This window comes from Azospirillum sp. A29 (genome assembly GCF_042604625.1).
Taxonomy (GTDB): Bacteria; Pseudomonadota; Alphaproteobacteria; order Azospirillales; family Azospirillaceae; genus Azospirillum; species Azospirillum palustre.
Window position 1 is genome coordinate 910,491 of sequence record NZ_CP170467.1, and the last position, 17,937, is coordinate 928,427.

Genomic DNA, 17,937 nt, shown 5'->3' on the forward strand with positions numbered 1-17,937 from the left:
AAGAACCTGGCATCCGCCGACTGCGTCACGGCGTCGCGGTCGCGGCCAGCCACTCGGCCATTGCCTGCGCCCGAAAGGTGCGCAGGGTGAGGCGGGAGACCAAGTGGCGCTGGAGGTTGAAAGTGTTGTAGACGGCGGCATGAAGAGAGACGAAGCGCTGGACGGAACCCGATGTTTTGAACCGCTGCATCTTGCGTTCTCGTCGCCGCACCGGCTGGTGTGATACCGGCGAGCGGAGGGGCTGACTCACTGCGGGGCTTCCCAAGGCGAATGAACCATGATTCGATTCCCCGTCCATGAGGGGGAGAATCGCATGCCAGCGGCGTTGCCGATCCGGGAAGACCTGAGTGCCGGTGAATTGCGCACCCTGGCGCGTCGGGAGGGCAAGGGGCGGGTGGCGGCGCGGATGTTCGCCATCGCTCATGCCCTCGATGGGGTGAGCCGGGCGGAGGCGGCACGGCTGGCGGGTATGGATCGCCAAGCCCTGCGCGATGCGGTGGTGCGCTACAACGCTGAGGGGGTGGCCGGGCTTTACGACCGCCCGCTCCCTGGCCGGCCAGAATGGCTGAGCGACGGCGAGCAGGCGACGCTCAAGGCCATCATCCTCGCCGGCCCCGATCCCAAGCGGCACGGGTGCGTGGAGTGGACCCTGCCGATCCTGTGCGAGGTGATCGCCGAGCGCTTCGCCAAGACACTGCATCCGGCCAGCCTGTCGCGCATCGTGCGCCGGCTGGGTCTATCGAAGCAGAAGACGCGCCCTCGCCACCCGCAGTCCGACGCCAAGGCACAAGCCGCGTTCCAAAAAAGGGGCTGCGCGAAGCGCTGAAGGCTGCTGCGGCCGCGCACCCTGGGCGACGCCTCCAACTCTGGTTCCAGGATGAAGCCCGCATCGGCCAGAAGGGCCGCACCGCGCATCGCTGGTGGGAGCGCGGGCAGCGTCCCGCCGGGCTGTGCGACAAGCGCTTCACCTCGGTCTACCTCTACGCCGCCGTCTGCCCGGCCAGCGGCGCCGACTTCGCGCTGGTGATGCCGACCGTCTCCATCATCGCCATGAGCCTGTTCCTGGACGGCTTCTCCCGAAGCCTGGAACCGGACGTACAGGCGGTGCTCGTGCTCGATCAAGCCGGCTGGCACGGATCACGGGCGCTGGTCGTGCCGGACAACGTCACGCTGGTACCCCTGCCGCCATACAGTCCCGAGTTGAACCCCGTGGAGCGCGTCTGGCTGTACCTGCGCGAGCGCTTCCTATCCCACCGGCTACTGCACGACTACGACGCCGTCGTCCAAGCCTGCTGCGACGCCTGGAACGCCCTCACCGCCACGCCAGGGCGCCTACGCTCCCTAACCAATTACCCATGGTTAACATGTGTCAATGCTTAGGCTCGCCGGTATCAGTCCTCCGGTTGGGCAACCGTATCGGCAACCTCTGAATTGGGTTTGCGAGCATGGCGTTGATGGTAATAGCCGACAGCGAAGCGGCCCTGTGCCATCGGCTGCAACTGACGCGGAAGATTCATGTCCAGATCGCGCATGATCTCGTCAATTTCGCGCTCGAACCAGATAGCCAGACCGCGGGTTGTGCGCTCCCTGTGCAGTACCTTCAAATGGTGGGGGGCGGTGCGCAGCAGCAGATGAAAGACACTGGCCGGCGTGGCCGAGGCCGCACCGTAATAGCGATCGCGGACACTGGCGTTGAGCCGCCCCAAGGCGGCACGCTGGACGTTCTCGAGAACAGCGAACAGCCGAGCCGGTAGGCCTGGTCGAACTCCGTACGATCGAGGCTCACTGGCACCTCCATGGCCGGATCGATGTGTGGATTGGCGCTGCCACGCCGGTGCCGGTGGGCAGCACGCTGAACGATCGCTTTGCACAGGGCAGCACGCGGGCCATCGACAGGTTCGCCGGCACGCAAACGCTGGAGGACCGCCGCCAACAAGGTCAACGGATAACGCTCTCCAGTCAGGATCGCCCTCATCAGGTCGCCGGCGAGTTGCTGCGGAACCGACCCGGAGCGTCCCTGCCGTGCCATGGCGTAGAGCAGCGCCGCCGGTGATGGAGGTACTTTCCAAGTCAGCGGCTCGATCCGCAGATCGTGCCAGTGAGCGGTCAGCCGACCGATCAGCGCCCCCGCCGTCACCTCCTGCCAGAACCGCACCGACAGGCGTGGGCCGTTCGGCGTGATGCCGAGGATTGACACGCGGACACTGGGCTCTATGCCAAGAGCGACGGCCTGTGCAGCGGTAGGCTTGTCCAGCCATTCCCAGCTACGGCGAAAAGCCGGACGTCCCTCTTCATTGATGACAGGATCGGGTGGTCCGGTCGGCGCCAACAGGCTGCCCACCAGTGCCTCGATCCGACGGGCCGCCGCCTCACCATGGACGGCGGCGTCAGCCCAGAACACCATGGTGATGTCCCCGATCCGGAGTTTGGATCGGCTGCCCGGTGCCAGCAGCGCGTTGAGCGCCGCGCCGTACTGGAAGGCAGCAGCTTCCGAGACGGGAGCGTTGTCACCCTGGATCTTGCCGTGGGATCTGAAAGCAGGCTGGTGGAAAGACACCAGTGATGCGCCGGTCGTCGGAGTTCCCCACACGCCCTTGATCGCAGGGTGCAGGCGAGCAACCGGGGCAACATGGCCAGTAACCAAGCACATTGCCTTGGGTCGGTCACCCTCAATGGCATGGAGCTCCCACGCGGCCTTGGCAGCCGGCCGATCATGCAGAAAGCGCGGCCGACCGGCGGCATCGACATCGTCGAGCAGGCGAAAAACAAGTGTGCGATCGAGCAGCGCCGGCGAGAACGGCGCTCGCCGGAAGCGACTTGGCGTCCAGCTGCGCAGAAAGCGCAAGACCGCCAGGAGGCCAGGATCCTCCGTGCCATCCAGCAGCCGCTCGTGCCAATCACGGAAGGCCTCGGCACGCGCAGGGTGAGCGGATGGTTCCGTGCCCTCCGGCGGGCTGCCGAGTCCGAGAACGAAGTGACTGTTGTCCCAGAGGAAGAAGGGCCGGGGCTTTATGCCGGATCGCGTGAAGGAGCGTGGGACCGCCATCGACTGCCCGCCGCCGCGGTTCCGTCCGTTAGTGGAAATGCGGAGGTCGTCACAGGCGACGGGCTCGCCGTCTGCCGATAGCACCAGCCCGAAGGCAATGCACTCACGCGTGAAACCGAAGGACGGGACATCGCAGCGACGTTCCAGCCGACCATAATGGGAGGTGAGAGAGGCGAGGACCGTCATGGCCGCACCGCCGTAACAAAGGGTGGAACGCTGATGACGCCGTCGCGCAGAATAGCGTGGAAAAACCGGGCGGCGTGATTGTTGGCGTAGTCGATGTCGAGCAGCACCTGGCCGAGGTCACGGTCGCGCTGGTCATCGGGCAATTGGTGCTTAGGCAATGGCCCCTCCCACAGCGCGACATCGGCTGGAAACTCGCGGTTGCCAAGATAGGGCGAGCGGAAATACTGGCCGCGCCGGGCCCGGCGACGGAAAATGGTGAGGGGTTCATCCAGCCTGTCACTGCTTGGCGCATCATCCGTCAGACGAAGGCGAGCGGAAATCAAATAGTCGACGTCAACCAAGAAGGTCGTGGCTCGACGCTGCCGGATGTCCGCGGCGTTCCGCGACAGACTTTGAATGTCACCGCTCTGCTTTGCATGGCGTACGGAAATAGCCGAGACGCGGTCACCGATCTCGTTGCGCGTCAGCGATTGAAAGCGAATCGGTTTGAGCACATGAATTTGGTCGATGACCCAACGCAGTCTGGGACGCCAATAAACAGCTTCAAAAATTCCGCGGGCGGCAGATGGCGTGATGACCGGATAGGAGGAACGCTCAGTCTTGAACTCGGCGCATGAAAAGCAGGCGCGAGTACCAGAGACACGCAATGTGGCGTCACATCCCATAGCAGCCTCCTGCAAAAAGCATTTATCGGAAGGATAGTTGATTTTCTCCCGCAACAAACTGGTCACCAGTGATAGACTTATGGGAATTATCACCAGAATTTGGCATACTGGGCCCAGAATATTCTAACTTACAGATTTTGTGACGGGAATATAGTAATTAGGATCACGGAATTTTGGTTAACTTTCTCTCAGAAAAACTTTTGTCAACTCAAATTTATTATTCTAACATTAAAATTCATCTCAATTTCTTCCACGGACTTTGAAAAATAGGTGAGCCAAAACTGGACGACTGAAATTCAGGAACAGCATGCCGATCGCAGGCGGTATTTTTACAAAATGGAATTGTCTTTCTGCGAATTTCCACAGAACCAAAAACACTTTGCCAGTCCATTCCGAACACGGTTGTAGCGAACTATTTTATGGTTCCAGCGAGTGCGTTATATGGGTGCTCTCGTAAGGTTTTATGGTTCCATCCAGAAGACGCCATGCGCTTCGACCTGACCGACCTGCGGCTGTTCCTGTATATCGTGGAGACCGGCAGCATCACCGCCGGGGCGGAGCGCAGCGCCATGGCGTTGGCCTCGGCCAGCGCACGGGTGCGCGGGATGGAGGAGGCGCTCGGCATCCCGCTGCTGGAGCGCTTCCGCCGCGGCGTCCGCCCCACCCCGGCCGGCCGCGCGGTGGTCCACCATGCCCGCCTCGTTCTGCACCAGCTGGAACGGATGCGCGGCGAGCTGGCGGAATACGCCAAGGGACTGAAGGGCCATGTCCGGCTGCTGTCCAACACCGCGGCGATCAACGAATTCCTGCCCGATGCGCTCGCCGGCTTCCTCGCCGACAATCCCAGCATCGACATCGATCTGGAGGAGCGGCCGAGCCACGCCATCGTCGAGGCGGTGGCCGCCGGGCTGGCCGACCTCGGCGTGGTCGCCGACATGGTCGATCTCGGCGGGCTGGAAACCCGCCCCTTCCGCAGCGACCGGCTGGTCGCCGTGCTGCCGCTGTCGCACCGGCTGGCCGGGCACGACCGGATTTCCTTCGCCGACCTGCTGGACGAACCCTTCGTCGGCCTCAGCGCCGGCAGCGCCCTGCAGGACTATCTGAACGGCCACGCCACCCGCGCCGGCCGCAGCCTGTCCTACCGCGTGCGGGTGCGCGGACCGGTGGCGCTGTGCCGGCTGGTCGAACGCGGGGTCGGGGTCGGCATCGTGCCGGAAACGGCGGCGCTGCGGGCGCTCGACAGCGGAGGCCTGCGGGTCATGCCGCTGACCGACCCGTGGGCGCCCCGCCTGCTGGTGCTGTGCGCCCGGAATTTTGCCGATCTTTCCGCCCACGCCCGCCGGCTTGTCGATAGCTTGTCCGAAAACGCCCCAGCGCCGATCTGAAACGCCGTTAGGACAATATGGCTTACCTGTTTTCCCGGCGGTTTTCCTGAATTTCCGCCGGTTTGCCGGTTCCGCTCCCCTCCCGCCGAATCGAGTCGCCCTCCCCCCTTCCGGCGCACCGATCCGGCCACCGCCGGATGCGGCGGATGGGCGCTGTGCGCCTTTGCCGCGGCATCGGCGAGAGAAGGGCCATGGCGGGGATGTGAATGCGCTATGGATAAATTCGGCGAACATGTGACTGGGTTGTCCGAATCTTTGGACAAATACCCCCAAAGGGGTGCGAATCACCGCTTGGTCAGAAATCCTGCCGTTTATTTGCCGTCGAAAAGTCGTTGGGGGGGTGGTACTACCAATCAAAAGAAAAACACGCCCAAAGCAAACACGCCCGAAAAACCCGAGAGGAGACAACCACCATCATGCGTACGGCGACGAAGGATCTGGCAGGCGACTTGCGGCAGCAACTGGCCGAACTGGTGCGCAGCCGGGTTCCGAACGCGCGGGCGGAGCGCTTCGTGAAGCGCTTCTATGCCAACGTGCCCCCCGACGACCTGCTGCGCGGTACCCCGGAACAGCTTTATGGCGCCGCCCTTGCCATGTGGCAGTGGGGGCAGCAGCGCAACGCAGGCACCGCCAAGGTGCGCGTCTACGCGCCGCGTCTGGACGAGCATGGCTGGCAGGCCGAACGCTCGGTGGTGGAGATCGTCAACGACGACATGCCTTTCCTGGTCGATTCCGTCACGGCGGAGCTGAACCGGCAGGGCGTCACCGTCCACCTCATCATCCATCCCGTCACCCGCGTCGTCCGCGATGCCGACGGCCGCATCGTAGAGCTGCTGGAGCCCGGCGAAGAGGCGGACGGCGCGCATGACGAATCCTTCATGCACTGCTCCATCGACCCGCTGTCGGACCCGGCCGCCCAGGCCCGGCTGCGCGAGGGGATCGAGCGGGTGCTGGCCGACGTCCGCGCCGCGGTCGAGGACTGGATACCGATGCGCGAGCGCGTGCGTGCCGCCCGCGACGACATCGCCCACGCCCCCGACGCCGAGGAATCGCAGGAGGCCGCCGACTTCCTGAGCTGGATCGACGACGGCAACATGACCCTGCTGGGCAGCCGCCTCTACACCGCAACCATCGGCGGCGCCGGCCAGGAGCCCTGGCTGGAGCTGGTCGAGGGCAGCGGGCTCGGCGTGCTGCGCGCGCCGGAGATCACCGTGTTCGACGAGCACGGCCACGCCGCCGTGCTGCCGGAGGAAATCCGCGCCTTCCTGCACCAGCCGCGCGCGCTGCTGGTGACCAAGGGCACCCGGCAGGCCACCGTCCACCGCTCGGTCCCGCTCGACGCCATTCTGGTCAAGCGCTTCGACAGCGAGGGCAAGGTGGTCGGCGTCACGCTGGCGGTCGGGCTGTTCACCTCGGTCGCCTACAACCGCAGCCCGCGCGAGATCCCGTTCCTGCGCCGCAAGGTCGCCCGCGTCATGGGCCGCGCCGGCTTCGACCCGTCGGGTCATGACGGCAAGGCGCTGCTGAACATCCTGGAGACCTACCCGCGCGACGAGCTGTTCCAGACCCCGTCCGACGAGCTGTTCGAGACGGCGGTCGGCATCCTCTACCTGCAGGAACGCCAGCGCCTCGCCCTGTTCGTCCGCCGCGACCCGTTCGAACGCTTCGTTTCCGCTCTGGTCTTCGTGCCGCGCGACCGTTACGACACGGCGCTGCGCCGCAAGATCCAGTCGGTTCTGGAATCCGCCTTCCACGGCACCTGCACCTCCTACTTCACCCAGCTGTCGGACAGCGCGCTCGCCCGCCTGCACCTGATGGTGAAGACGGAGCCGGGCAAGCTTCCCCCCGTCGACATCAGCGAGATCGAAGCGCGGCTGGTCCAGGTCTCCCGCAGCTGGGCCGACCGCCTGCGCGACGCGCTGGTCGAGGCCCATGGCGAGGAGACCGGCAACGCCCGGCTGCGCCGCTACGCCGACGCTTTCCCGGCCGGTTACCGCGAGACCTTCTCGGCGGAAACCGCTGTCCACGACATCGACCGCATCGAACGGGCGCTGACCGAACAGCGGCTCGGCATCGTGCTGTTCCACCCGCTGGAGGCCGACGGCGACGAGCTGCACGTCAAGATCTACCACCAGGGCCGGCCGGTGCCGCTGTCCGACGTGCTGCCGATGCTGGAGCACATGGACCTCAAGGTGATCACCGAGCAGCCCTACGAGGTCCGCCCCGCCGGCGGCTCCACTCCGGCTCAATCGGTCTGGATCCACGACTTCGCCGCCCGCACCCAGAACGGGATGCCGGTCGACTGCGTCAAGGTCAAGCAGACCTTCCAGGAGGCCTTCGCCGACATCTGGGATGGCCGGATGGAGGATGACGGCTTCAACCGTCTGGTCCTGCGCGCCGGTCTGGCCGGCCGCGAGGTCACGATCCTGCGCGCCTACGCCAAGTACCTGAAGCAGGCCCGCTTCGCCTACGCCCAGGATACCATCGAGACGACGCTGGCCGCCCACCCGCAGACCGCCCGCCTGCTGGCCCGGCTGTTCGCCGCCCGCTTCGACCCGAAGACCCTGAGCGATGAGGCGCCGATCCTCGAGCAGATCGAGACCTCGCTGGACGCCGTCACCAATCTGGACGACGACCGCATCCTGCGCCGCTTCGTCAACCTGATCCGCGCCACGCTCCGCACCAACGCCTACCAGACCGGGCCGGACGGCGCGCCGAAGCCGCATTTGTCCTTCAAGCTGGACAGCGGCTCCATCGAGGAACTGCCGCTGCCGCGCCCGTGGGTGGAGGTCTTCGTCTACAGCCCGCGCATGGAAGGCGTCCACCTGCGTGGCGGCAAGGTCGCCCGCGGCGGTATCCGCTGGTCCGACCGCCGCGAGGATTTCCGCACCGAGATCCTGGGCCTGATGAAGGCGCAGATGGTGAAGAACACCGTCATCGTCCCGGTCGGCTCGAAGGGCGGCTTCGTCGTCAAGCGTCCCCCGCCCCTGAGCGCCGGCCGCGAGGCGGCACTGGCCGAAGGCATCGAGTGCTACAAGACGCTGATGCGCGGCCTGCTCGACATCACCGACAATTTCGCCGCCAACGGGTCCGTCGTGCCGGCGAAGGACGTGGTGCGCCATGACGCCGACGACCCCTATCTGGTGGTCGCCGCCGACAAGGGCACGGCCACCTTCTCCGACATCGCCAACGGCGTTTCCATCGACCACGGCTTCTGGCTGGGCGACGCCTTCGCCTCGGGCGGCTCGGCCGGCTACGACCACAAGGTGATGGGCATCACCGCGCGGGGCGCCTGGGAATCGGTGAAGCGCCATTTCCGCGAGATGGGCACCGACATCCAGACCACCGACTTCACCGTGGTCGGCGTCGGTGACATGTCGGGCGACGTGTTCGGCAACGGCATGCTGCTGTCGAAGCATATCCGGCTGCTGGCCGCCTTCGACCACCGCCACATCTTCCTCGACCCCGATCCCGACGCGGCGACCAGCTGGGAGGAGCGCAACCGGCTGTTCGCCCTGCCCCGCTCCTCCTGGGCCGACTACGACCGCTCCAAGCTGTCCAAGGGCGCGATGATCGTCGAGCGCAGCGCCAAGACGGTGGAGCTGACGGCGGAGGTCCGCGCCTGCTTCGGCATCGAGCAGGCCCATTTGTCGCCGGTCGAGCTGATGCGCCGCCTGCTGACGGCCGAGGTCGACCTGCTGTGGTTCGGCGGCATCGGCACCTACATCAAGGCCTCGACCGAGACCAACGCCGAGGCCGGCGACAAGGCCAACGACGCGCTGCGCATCGACGGCGGCCAGATCCGCGCCAAGGTGATCGGCGAAGGCGCCAACCTGGGCGTCACCCAGCGCGGCCGCATCGAGGCGGCGCAGAAGGGCCGCGACGGCAAGGGCGTCCGCCTGAACACCGACGCCATCGACAATTCGGCCGGCGTCGACACCTCCGACCATGAGGTGAACATCAAGATCCTGCTGGGCGACGTCATGGCGCGCGGCGACATGACGCTGAAGCAGCGCGACACGCTGCTAGCCGCCATGACCGACGAGGTGGCGGGGCTGGTGCTGGCCGACAATTACCGCCAGAGCCAAGCCCTGACCATCGCCGAGGCCCAAGGGGCCGGCCTGCTGGAAGCCCAGCTGCGCTTCATCCGCAATCTGGAGCGCAACGGCCGGCTGAACCGCGCCATCGAGTATCTGCCGACCGACGAGGAGCTGGCCCAGCGGATGGCCGAACGCCGCGGCCTGACCCGGCCGGAGCTGGCGGTGCTGCTGGCCTACGCCAAGATCACGCTGTACGACGATCTGCTGGCGTCCGAGCTGCCGGACGATCCGGCGACGGTCGAGGATCTGCTGCGCTACTTCCCGCAGCCGCTGCGGGACGGCCAGGGCGAGGCGATCTCGCGCCACCGCCTGCGCCGCGAGATCATCGCCACCGCCGTCACCAACAGCCTGGTCAACCGCGTCGGCCCCACCTTCGTCCGCGACATGGTGGAGAAGACCGGCCTCGGCCCGGCGGACGTCGCCCGCGCCTATGCCATTGCGCGGGACGTGTTCCAGCTTCGTCCGCTGTGGGACGCCATCGACGCGCTCGACAACGTCGTGCCGGCGGCCTTGCAGACGGCGCTGATGCTGGAGACCATCCAGTTGCTGGACCGCTCGGTGGCATGGTTCCTGGCCCACAGCCCGCACCCGCTGGATCTCGGCCGCGAGTCCGCCGCCTTCCGTCCGGGGGTGGAGGCTCTGGCCGCCGGGCTGGACCGCTTCCTCGACGCCGAGGAGTCCTCGCGCCTCGCCACCCGCATCGCCGATGCGATGGCCCAGGGCGTGCCGGAGGATCTGGCCCGCCGCATCGCCGCCTTGCCGGTTCTGGCCGCCGCCCCCGATCTGGTGCGGATCGCCGAGCGCACCGGCCGCGCGGTGGAGGGCGTCGCCTCGGTCTATTTCGGCCTCGGCCGCCGCTTCGGCCTGGAATGGCTGCGCGACCGCGCTGCCGGCGCCAAGGTCGACAACCACTGGCAGCGTCAGGCGGTCGCCGCCATCGTCGACGACCTGTTCGCCCACCAGAGCGCGCTGACCGTGCGCGTGCTGGAAAGCGAGGGCGACGAGGCTGCGGCGGTCGATGGCTGGATCGCCAGCCGCAGCCTGGTGGTCGAGCGGGTCGAACAGCTTCTGGCCGAACTGCGCGCCCAGCCGGCAGTCGATCTCGCCATGCTGGCTGTCGCAAATCGGCAGCTGCGCGGCCTGATCGCCGGGTAACCCTGTCACAGGAATAGGAGACTCTCGGTCCGGATGGCTCGGCTGCACTGTCCTGCGCAGCCGGGCCTCCGGGGTGCCGGTGCCTTTACAGGCACGTTCGGGTACCGGCTTTCAGTCTCCTCGCCTCGGGCGGATCCACCTCACCCGTGGATCCGCCCATTTTCTTTTCCGGGGGCGTATCTCCCACCTGCGGCAAGAAAATGCCCTCTCCCGGCGCTCTCAGCGGATCTTCGATCCGCCTGACGTCGTCAGCACAAACTACGTTTGTGCGAGAGGCGGGAGAGGGAGGCATATGCGATGGCTCTCTGAACCGTCGCCGGCTTTCGAATTAGAAAGCAACTTCTGCGATCTATCGGGTCACAAATGACTCAACCGTTGATCCGCCCCGGATGGTCGCTGTCCAGCAGCGCCTCCACATGCCGGCAGAGCGGGCCGAGCAGCGCCGGCCAGTCGTTGTCGGTGCGCTCCAGAAACGCGGTGCGCACGCGGTCGCGTTCGGCGGCCAGACCGGCCGGTCCCAGCTCGTGGAAAATGTGCCGCAGGTTCTCCCGGTTCGACTGCTGCGCCGCCGGGTCGTAGGACCAGCCGAAGCGCGGGTTTCCCGCCCCGTCCCACCAGTCGTCATGGCCGTAGATGGCGAAGCCCGACAGCAGATACTCGATCATGTTGATCGGCCCGGTCTCCGAGTAGGAGGTGTTGCCGACGATCAGGAAATTCTGCCGCAGGAAGGCCATCAGGTCGGCACGGTCCTTCGGCACATGGGCGGCGACGCTGAAGTCGCTGTTCTCCTGCAAACCGATGTCGCGCAGGGTCTGGATCAGCTCCGCCGAGTTCTTGCGCGGGCCGGCATGATAGACCAGCATCCGCACCTTCGGCGGCAGCGGGAAGCCGTCGGCGAGGCGGGAGAATTCCACCTTGTCGATGGGGTGCGGATGGACCGACAGGTGCCGCACCAGCGCGGCCATATGGTCATGGCAGTCGGCCACCTGCGGGTCGCGGGCAGCCACGCGGCGGATGGCGACATCGTTGCTCAGCACCAGCGCGGCGAACTGGTGCCGCATCCACGCCTCCGTCTCGCGCACGGAATCCACCGGCGCGTTCAGGCCGAAGCGGCGGAAGGCGGTGAAGCGCCATTTGTCGGTGTCGAAGTTGGAATTCTCGATCAGGACCGAGCGTTTCCAGTCCTTCAGCGCCGGATGGGGCAGGAAGGATACCAGAACGTCGCGCCCGGCCGGCTCCAGCGGCGCGCTCCAGGGCGAGAAGCGCACGCGGGTGCCGAACCGCTGCTGCAACGCCTCGAACACATGGCGGCTGAGCTGGGCATGCCAGTGCAGCGTCTTCGGATAGGCGTCCGGCGGCTGCGGGAAACTGACATGGATGATGGGATCGCTCATCCCCGCTCTCCGATGGTGGCGGCCGCCAAGGCCAAAATGCGCCGGGCGGCGTCGGCCGGATCGATGGCGGCGATGCAATGCGCCTCGGCCGCCAGACAGGACACGGTACAGGGCGGCACCGCTGCCTCAGGCCGCAGCACCAGCGCCCGCTCCTCCCGTCCGCCGGTCCAGGGCCGGAAGCGCTCCGGCGCATGGTAGTGGTTGGGATCGCCGCCGATGGGATGGCAGGAGAACACCGCCACCGGCACCCCGGCCGCCGCGGCCAGATGGGCCGGCGCGGAATCCATGGTGATCGCCAGCGCCGCCTCCGCCATCACCGCGGCGGCAACCCGCAGCGGCGTGGCCCCGGTCAGGTCGATGGTCTGTCCGGGCAGAGCCGCCGTGAGCACCGCCGCTGCCGGATGCTCCGCCGCCGTCCCCAGCACGGCGACCCGCGCACCGAGCGCAGCGGCGACGGCGGAGACCACTGCGGCCAGCCGGTCGGCCGGATAGGCACGGCGCGGGCTGGCCGCCCCCGGCGCCACCGCGATCAGCGGGCGACCATCGCCAAGGCCATCTCCGGCACCATCTCGGGCTCCCAGAAGCCGGCGCGCCTCCGCCCTGTCCTCCGCCGTCAGCGCCAGTTCCAGCGGCCCCGGATCCGCACCCGCGCCGAGCGCTTCGAGCAGCGCGGCGTTCTGCTCGACCTCGTGCCGCCCCGGTGGCGGGGTCAGCGCCAGCCCATAGGCGCGGTCGAAGCCCTGGTTGCCGTCGGCCTTCCACGGCGTGACCCGCTCGGAAAAGCCGGCGACCAGCTTTGCCCGGCTGTTGGCGACCAGCGTCGTCGCGCCATGGCGGTCGAAGTCGTAGCGCGGCACCAGCGCCAGATCGAAGCCGGCGCGGTAGCACTCGGCGAACAGCGTCAGCCCGCCGGGGGTGATGCCGCGGAAGTCGATGCCGCCGCCCTCCTTCGGCCGCGGCGCCACCACCCCGTCGACCCAGCGGCAGGTCAGGGCCAGATCCGCCACCGCCTCGCGCACCGCCAGCAGGATGCGCGCCTGCGGGGCGGCGGCGCGCAGGGCCCGCAGGAAGGGGGTCGCCATCACGAAGTCGCCGGCCTCGTCCAGCTTGACGACCAGGATGCTGCGGACGGCCGCCAGATCGCAGACGCTCATCACCGCCCCTCCCCGTCCACAACGTCGAAGGCCGCCACATCGAAGGCGACCGCCGGCAGCCCGGCGCACCAGCGGCGCCACGCGGTGCGGTAACCGGCCTCCACCGCGCGGGCATAGCCGGGCTCGTCCATCAGGGCCGACCGCCGCATCCGCTCGCGCAAACTCTCCCGCTGCCCATCGAGGAAGGCGCGGTCGGTCGCCAGCCGGACACCCTGCGCCAGATACGCCTCGTCGTCGCGCGTCACCAGCTCCGCCATCCCGACGGCGTCGAGCAGGGTCGCCCCCCAATGGCCGATCTTGGTCGGCCCGGTCCGGTTCAGCACCGGCACGCCCATCCACAGCGCGTCGCAGATCGTCGTTCCGCCATTGGCGAAGACTGGGTCCAGCGCCACGTCGATGGTGACGTAGTCCTGATAGGGATCCGGGGTGATGCCGCGCAGCTCAAGCCGTTCCGCCCCGATGCCATGCCCGGCGAAGGCCGCCAGCAGGCGCCGGTCGGCACCGCCGCCGCTGCCCAAGCCCCGCCATTTCAGCACCAGCTTCGCCGTCGGCACCAGCGCCAGCAGCCGCGCCCACAGCGCGATGGTGGCGGCGTTCACCTTGGTGATGTTGTTGAAGGACCCGAAGGTGATGTGGCCGGTGCGCTCCACCGGCGGCAGGACCGGCGGCGCGAAGGCGGAGTCCGCCGGGCGGTAGCACAGCACGCAGCCCGGCAGCCGGATCAGCTTCTCCGCATGCAGCGCATCCGCCCCCGGCGGAGCGACGCGGGGGTCGGCGATCTGGTAATCGACGGCGCTAAGCCCGGTGGTGTTGGGATAGAGCGGCAGGCTGACCTGCACAGGCGCCGGACGGCGCGCCACCAGGGCCATGCGGTTGCGCGACATGTGGCCGCCGGCATCGACCAGGATGTCGATGCGGTCCTCCCGGATCCGCCGGTCGAGTTCCTCGTCGGTCAGCACCGCCACGTCGCGCCAGCGGTCGGCCGCCGCCTGGAACCGGTCGGTGGTGGCATCGCGGCTGCGGTCGTTGTGGTAGCAGGTGACCTCGACCCTCCCGCGGTCGTGCCCCTCGATCAGCGGCAGCAGGAAGTGATAGCCCGGCCCCGGATAGCGCTGGAAATCCGGCGACAGGTAGCCGACGCGCAAACGCCGCTCCGGATCGCGGCTCTCCACCGCATGGGGGGCGGCCGGGACCGCCGGCAGATGGCGTTCGAAGGCGCGATGCTCGCGGAAGACCTCGACCGGATCGGCCCGGTCGTCGAAGCACAGGCAGAACAGCATGTTGGAGCGGATCGACGCGTCGTCCGGCGTCCGGTCGAGCGCCGCGCGGAAGGCCGCCACCGCCTCCCCATGCAGCCCCAGCGCCATCCGGGCGACCCCGAGATTGGAGTTGGCGAGCGCCAGCTGATCCATGTCCCGTGTGATGTCGCCGAGCCGTCCGGCGCGGTCGAGCGGCGGGATCGCCTCCTCCGCCGCGTTGGCCTCCAGCAGCAGGGTGCCGATGTTGACCCAGGCCGCCACAGCGTCGGGCGTCAGCACCAGCGCCCGCCGGTGCCAGGACAGCGCCGCCTCCGGCTGCAAGGCCAGCTGGAAGGCGGATCCGGCATTGGCGGCGAGCGCCGCGTCGACGGGCGCCACCCGCACCGCACGCAGCACCGCCGGCACGGCACCCGCCATCCCCAGTGTCGCCCGCGCCAGTCCCAGCCCCGACAGCGCAAGGCCGGAGCCCGGCCTCAGCACCAGCGCGTGGCGGTATGCCCGCTCCGCCGCCGCAATCCGCCGCCGGCCATAGAGCCGGCCGGCCAGCGCCAGCACCACATCGTCGGCCAGCGGCTCCAGCCGTGCCAGCCGTGCCAGCCAGACCGGCTCCTGCGCCGGCCCGGTCTCGGCACTGCCCAGGCTGCGGACCGCCGCCGCCTGGGCCGGCACCAGCGCCAGCAGCCGGCGGGCCGCCGTCCTGGCGCCGCCGCCGTCGCCCAGCTGCTGGGAGAGCTGCATGGAGTGCTCCAGCGGCTCCACCATCTCCGGCGCCCGCCCCGCCAGCGCCCGGAAGGCCGCCGCCGCCTCGGCGATCCGGCCGCCGTCGCGCAGGGCCGCTCCCCGGTTGAAGGCCGCCAGGACCCGGTGCGGCTCCAGCGCCGCCGCCCGCCCGTACCAGTCCGCGGCCGGCAGGAAGCGCCCGCAGTCGTAGAGAGCGTCGCCCAGATCCGCCGCGGTCCCGGCATCCGCCGGCTCCAGCGCCATCGCCCGCAGCAGCGGCTGCGCCGCCGTGTCCTGCCGGCCCAGCTTTGTCCAGGCCGCCGCCTCCATCCGCGGCAGCGACGGGTCGAGCGGCGCCAGACGGCCCGCCGAGCGGAAGGCCGTCGCCGCATCCTCCCACTGCTCCGCCGCCTCCAGCAGCCGGCCCAGATTGGCATGGAAGAGCGGCTGGCGCGGGTCGGCCTTCACCGCCTGCCGGATCCGCTCGATCCCCTCCGTCACCGCGCCGGTCTGCGCCTTGATCAGCCCCGACAGGTGCAGCGCGTCCGCCTGCTTCGGCAGCCGCTTCAGCACCTGTTCGTAGAGTGTCGCCGCCTCGGCCAGCTGCCCGGTCTGATGATGGGTGACGGCACGGGTCAGCAGCGCCTGTGCGTCGGCGGTCCCGGCTGGGCGATGCGGCGGGCGTTGGTTCGGTTTCATCCGCTGGCTGCACTCTCTGGTGGTCCGGCGGATAATGCTGGTCGACCGGCCCCCGGACAAGCAGGAGTTCGGTTGCGCGCTGAAGCGCCAGTTCGCGCTGCCGGTCCGCCAGGGCGGCTTCACGGGCGCGGGTGCGGCGGCGCTGCTCTTCGGTGCGGGCGCGCAGCTGCTGTTCCTGGCGCAGCCGGGCCGCCAGCCGCCGCAGATCGTCGGCGGCGCGGCTTTCCACCGCCGGCGGCAGGGCGCCCAGCGCTTCGCGGAAGTCGCCCAGCGTCGGAAAGCGGCTCCAGCCGCTGCGGAAAGCCGCCCACACCGCGTCGAAGGCCGCCATCCAGCGGTCGGCCGGCCACTCCGCCATCGCCCGCACGTCGGCCTCCAGCAGATCGGCGTCGGGCAGTTCCAGCGCGAAGCGGTCGGCCAGCTTCTCCAGCCCGATCAGCACATTCTCGATGCCGATCGGCGGGGTCAGCGTGCCGATGGCCTGCTCGACCCGGTCGGCGAGCGCCCCGATCTCGTCGGGCGCCAGATCCTGGGTTTCGAACCGCAGATCCGCGGCATCAAGCCTGGCCAGCGAGACGAAGCCGCAAGGCTGCGAGGGTTTCGCGGTTGCGGCCGGCGGCATCGGACGCAGGGCCGGCACGCAGGGCATTGCCTCTGAGATCGGCACGGAGTTCGGTGCGGCGGTCATTGCGGGGCTCCCGGCGGAGTTGAGGGGCGGAGGACTGGACGAAAGGCTGGGCGGATGGCGGAACCGGGCTTCCCGGCTGTCCGGCTGGCTGCTCGGCCGGCGCCACCAGCTCCCGGGCGATCCAGCGGCGCCATGCGGCCCCCGGATCCGGCGGGCGGTAGCCGTTGCGGCGGTGGGCCTTGCGGCACCAGGAGACGAACTTCGCCGTCACCCGGCCGGCATCGACCTCCGGACGCTCCAGCGCCGCCCAGGCCAGATCGGCGGCATCGGGCTGCCAGTCGGCCGGCAGCGCCTCGTCCTGCCGACCCATCCCCCCGCCCTGGAGGGAGGAGGAGGATTCAGGATTCTGGGATTCAAAGGAGATGCCGGCCGGCGAACCGCTGCTGTCAGCCGGCTGACAGGACATGCCGGCGGTGACACCCTCCAGTCCCGCCAGCTGATAGGCGAATCCGCGCAGGCCCCGCCGCGGCTTGGCACAGACCAGCGTAGCCGCCGATTCCTGGGCGGCTTTCTCCTGCAGGCCCTTCAGCACGGCGTTAAACCAGGCGCGGCTTTGCCCAAGCTCCTCGGCCAGCTCCCCTTGCGTGGCGGTGCAGACACCGTCGCGGTCGGCATGGGCGTAGAGCGCGGACAACACCGCGATGTCGGCGGCCTGGATGCCGGGCACGGCAATCCAGCGCCTGTACATGTCGATGTATGGCTTCATTGCTTTACCCGTCTGTCGGTCGATCGGCGGACGGGTGAAGACAAAGGGGGAGCGTCAACGGATTCGCACTGAATCCGCTTGGCTTTGCGGGCCTGCCCTGCCATCATGGAGTCGCCAAACCGCCAGATGTGGGGTGCCCGGGGTTTCCCTCGGTCTCCTCCGTCCGACACGAAGGGCCCGGAGCAATCCGGGCCTTTTGTGTTTTCGGAGGTCGGTCCTCCGTTACGTCATGATGCTCTCCGTCAAGATGCCCTCGTCGCGTTGCCTGGAGCCACGTTGCCTGGATTTACACCGCCCGTCACACCGGCGCGTGGCGCCGGCCAGGAGCTGGCATGGGCGCACGACGACGGCATGAGGGCGGTTTTCGCCCGTTTTTTGAAATGTGTACGTGGCGTTGCGCGTCTGTCCACGGTCTTGGAAGAATCGCCCGCGGACGGCATTTCGCGGACACCGGGCTGGATTCTTGCGGAGGAATCAAGCACTTGCCGCGCCGCTCCTCCGGCCGTCCGGGTCGAAGTGTCGCCGTTGTGCCGAAAGATTCGGCTCCAAACGTCGCCGTTGTGCCGAAAGATTCTTGGTCGTCGGCGGCTTGGGCGGACGGGATGGTCCCGTCGAACGTCGCCGTTCTGCCGAATGATGGAGCGGATTCCACCCCGCCCCTCCCCTCCCCGGCATGGAATCGGCGGAGAATCGGGCGGGAATCGGCCCTGCGGCGGATCGTCCGAACGTCGCCGTTCTGCCAGTCGATGCCCTCCCCAGGGGCCTTCCCGCCCGATCCTG

At 68.3% G+C, this 17,937-nt stretch carries 10 protein-coding genes and 1 pseudogene; 4 read left to right on the plus strand and 7 right to left on the minus strand.

Translation table 11 applies throughout. The annotated features are described in order from the left end of the window. Positions 1 to 25 precede the first annotated feature (25 nt). Complete coding sequence (locus ABNQ38_RS32310) at positions 26 to 190, minus strand: hypothetical protein (RefSeq protein ID WP_377810374.1); 165 nt, start codon at positions 188 to 190, stop codon at positions 26 to 28. A gap of 123 nt (positions 191 to 313) precedes the next feature. On the opposite strand from ABNQ38_RS32310, the gene ABNQ38_RS32315 reads away from it, so the two are divergent. Further along, a protein-coding gene (locus tag ABNQ38_RS32315; RefSeq protein ID WP_377806224.1) for an IS630 family transposase occupies positions 314 to 1,380 on the plus strand; the annotation gives its coding sequence in 2 pieces (ribosomal slippage) (positions 314 to 799 and positions 802 to 1,380; 1,065 coding nt in all). 11 nt (positions 1,381 to 1,391) lie between these two features. Here ABNQ38_RS32315 and cas8c read toward each other — a convergent pair. Further along, positions 1,392 to 3,232, minus strand: a pseudogene (cas8c, locus tag ABNQ38_RS32320) (type I-C CRISPR-associated protein Cas8c/Csd1). After that, positions 3,229 to 3,963, minus strand: a complete 735-nt coding sequence (cas5c, locus tag ABNQ38_RS32325) for a type I-C CRISPR-associated protein Cas5c (RefSeq protein WP_377810375.1) — start codon at positions 3,961 to 3,963, stop codon at positions 3,229 to 3,231. Before cas5c ends, cas8c begins: the two are co-directional and overlap by 4 nt. 419 nt (positions 3,964 to 4,382) lie before the next feature. On the opposite strand from cas5c, the gene ABNQ38_RS32330 reads away from it, so the two are divergent. Together ABNQ38_RS32330 and ABNQ38_RS32335 are read left to right on the plus strand one after the other, a co-directional pair. Beyond that, complete coding sequence (locus ABNQ38_RS32330; RefSeq protein ID WP_377810376.1) at positions 4,383 to 5,282, plus strand: LysR family transcriptional regulator; 900 nt, start codon at positions 4,383 to 4,385, stop codon at positions 5,280 to 5,282. 416 nt (positions 5,283 to 5,698) lie between these two features. Beyond that, positions 5,699 to 10,537 carry an NAD-glutamate dehydrogenase gene (locus ABNQ38_RS32335; RefSeq protein ID WP_377810377.1) on the plus strand — a complete coding sequence of 1,613 codons (4,839 nt, stop codon included), beginning with the start codon at positions 5,699 to 5,701 and terminating at the stop codon, positions 10,535 to 10,537. Positions 10,538 to 10,905: 368 nt separating this feature from the next. Here the strand turns inward: ABNQ38_RS32335 and ABNQ38_RS32340 are convergent, their stop codons facing one another. Genes ABNQ38_RS32340 through ABNQ38_RS32350 form a run of 3 tightly spaced genes read right to left on the minus strand, consistent with a single transcriptional unit; the run spans position 10,906 to position 15,763 of the window. Beyond that, entirely contained in the window at positions 10,906 to 11,931 is a 1,026-nt protein-coding gene (locus tag ABNQ38_RS32340; protein ID WP_377810378.1) for a hypothetical protein, read from the minus strand. After that, positions 11,928 to 13,085: a glycosyltransferase family 9 protein gene (locus tag ABNQ38_RS32345; RefSeq protein ID WP_377810379.1), complete on the minus strand. Its 1,158-nt coding sequence runs from the start codon at positions 13,083 to 13,085 to the stop codon at positions 11,928 to 11,930. Before ABNQ38_RS32345 ends, ABNQ38_RS32340 begins: the two co-directional genes overlap by 4 nt. Further along, positions 13,085 to 15,763, minus strand: a complete 2,679-nt coding sequence (locus ABNQ38_RS32350) for a tetratricopeptide repeat protein (RefSeq protein ID WP_377810380.1) — start codon at positions 15,761 to 15,763, stop codon at positions 13,085 to 13,087. Before ABNQ38_RS32350 ends, ABNQ38_RS32345 begins: the two co-directional genes overlap by 1 nt. Before the next feature lie 34 nt (positions 15,764 to 15,797). Here ABNQ38_RS32350 and ABNQ38_RS32355 point away from each other — a divergent pair, with 34 nt between their 5' ends. Further along, positions 15,798 to 16,421, plus strand: coding sequence for a hypothetical protein (locus tag ABNQ38_RS32355; protein ID WP_377810381.1), 624 nt, complete (start codon positions 15,798 to 15,800; stop codon positions 16,419 to 16,421). Here ABNQ38_RS32355 and ABNQ38_RS32360 read toward each other — a convergent pair. Beyond that, positions 16,321 to 17,157, minus strand: coding sequence for a MarR family transcriptional regulator (locus ABNQ38_RS32360; RefSeq protein WP_377810382.1), 837 nt, complete (start codon positions 17,155 to 17,157; stop codon positions 16,321 to 16,323). The two genes, ABNQ38_RS32355 and ABNQ38_RS32360, sit on opposite strands and share 101 nt — an antisense overlap. Positions 17,158 to 17,937: the final 780 nt, after the last annotated feature.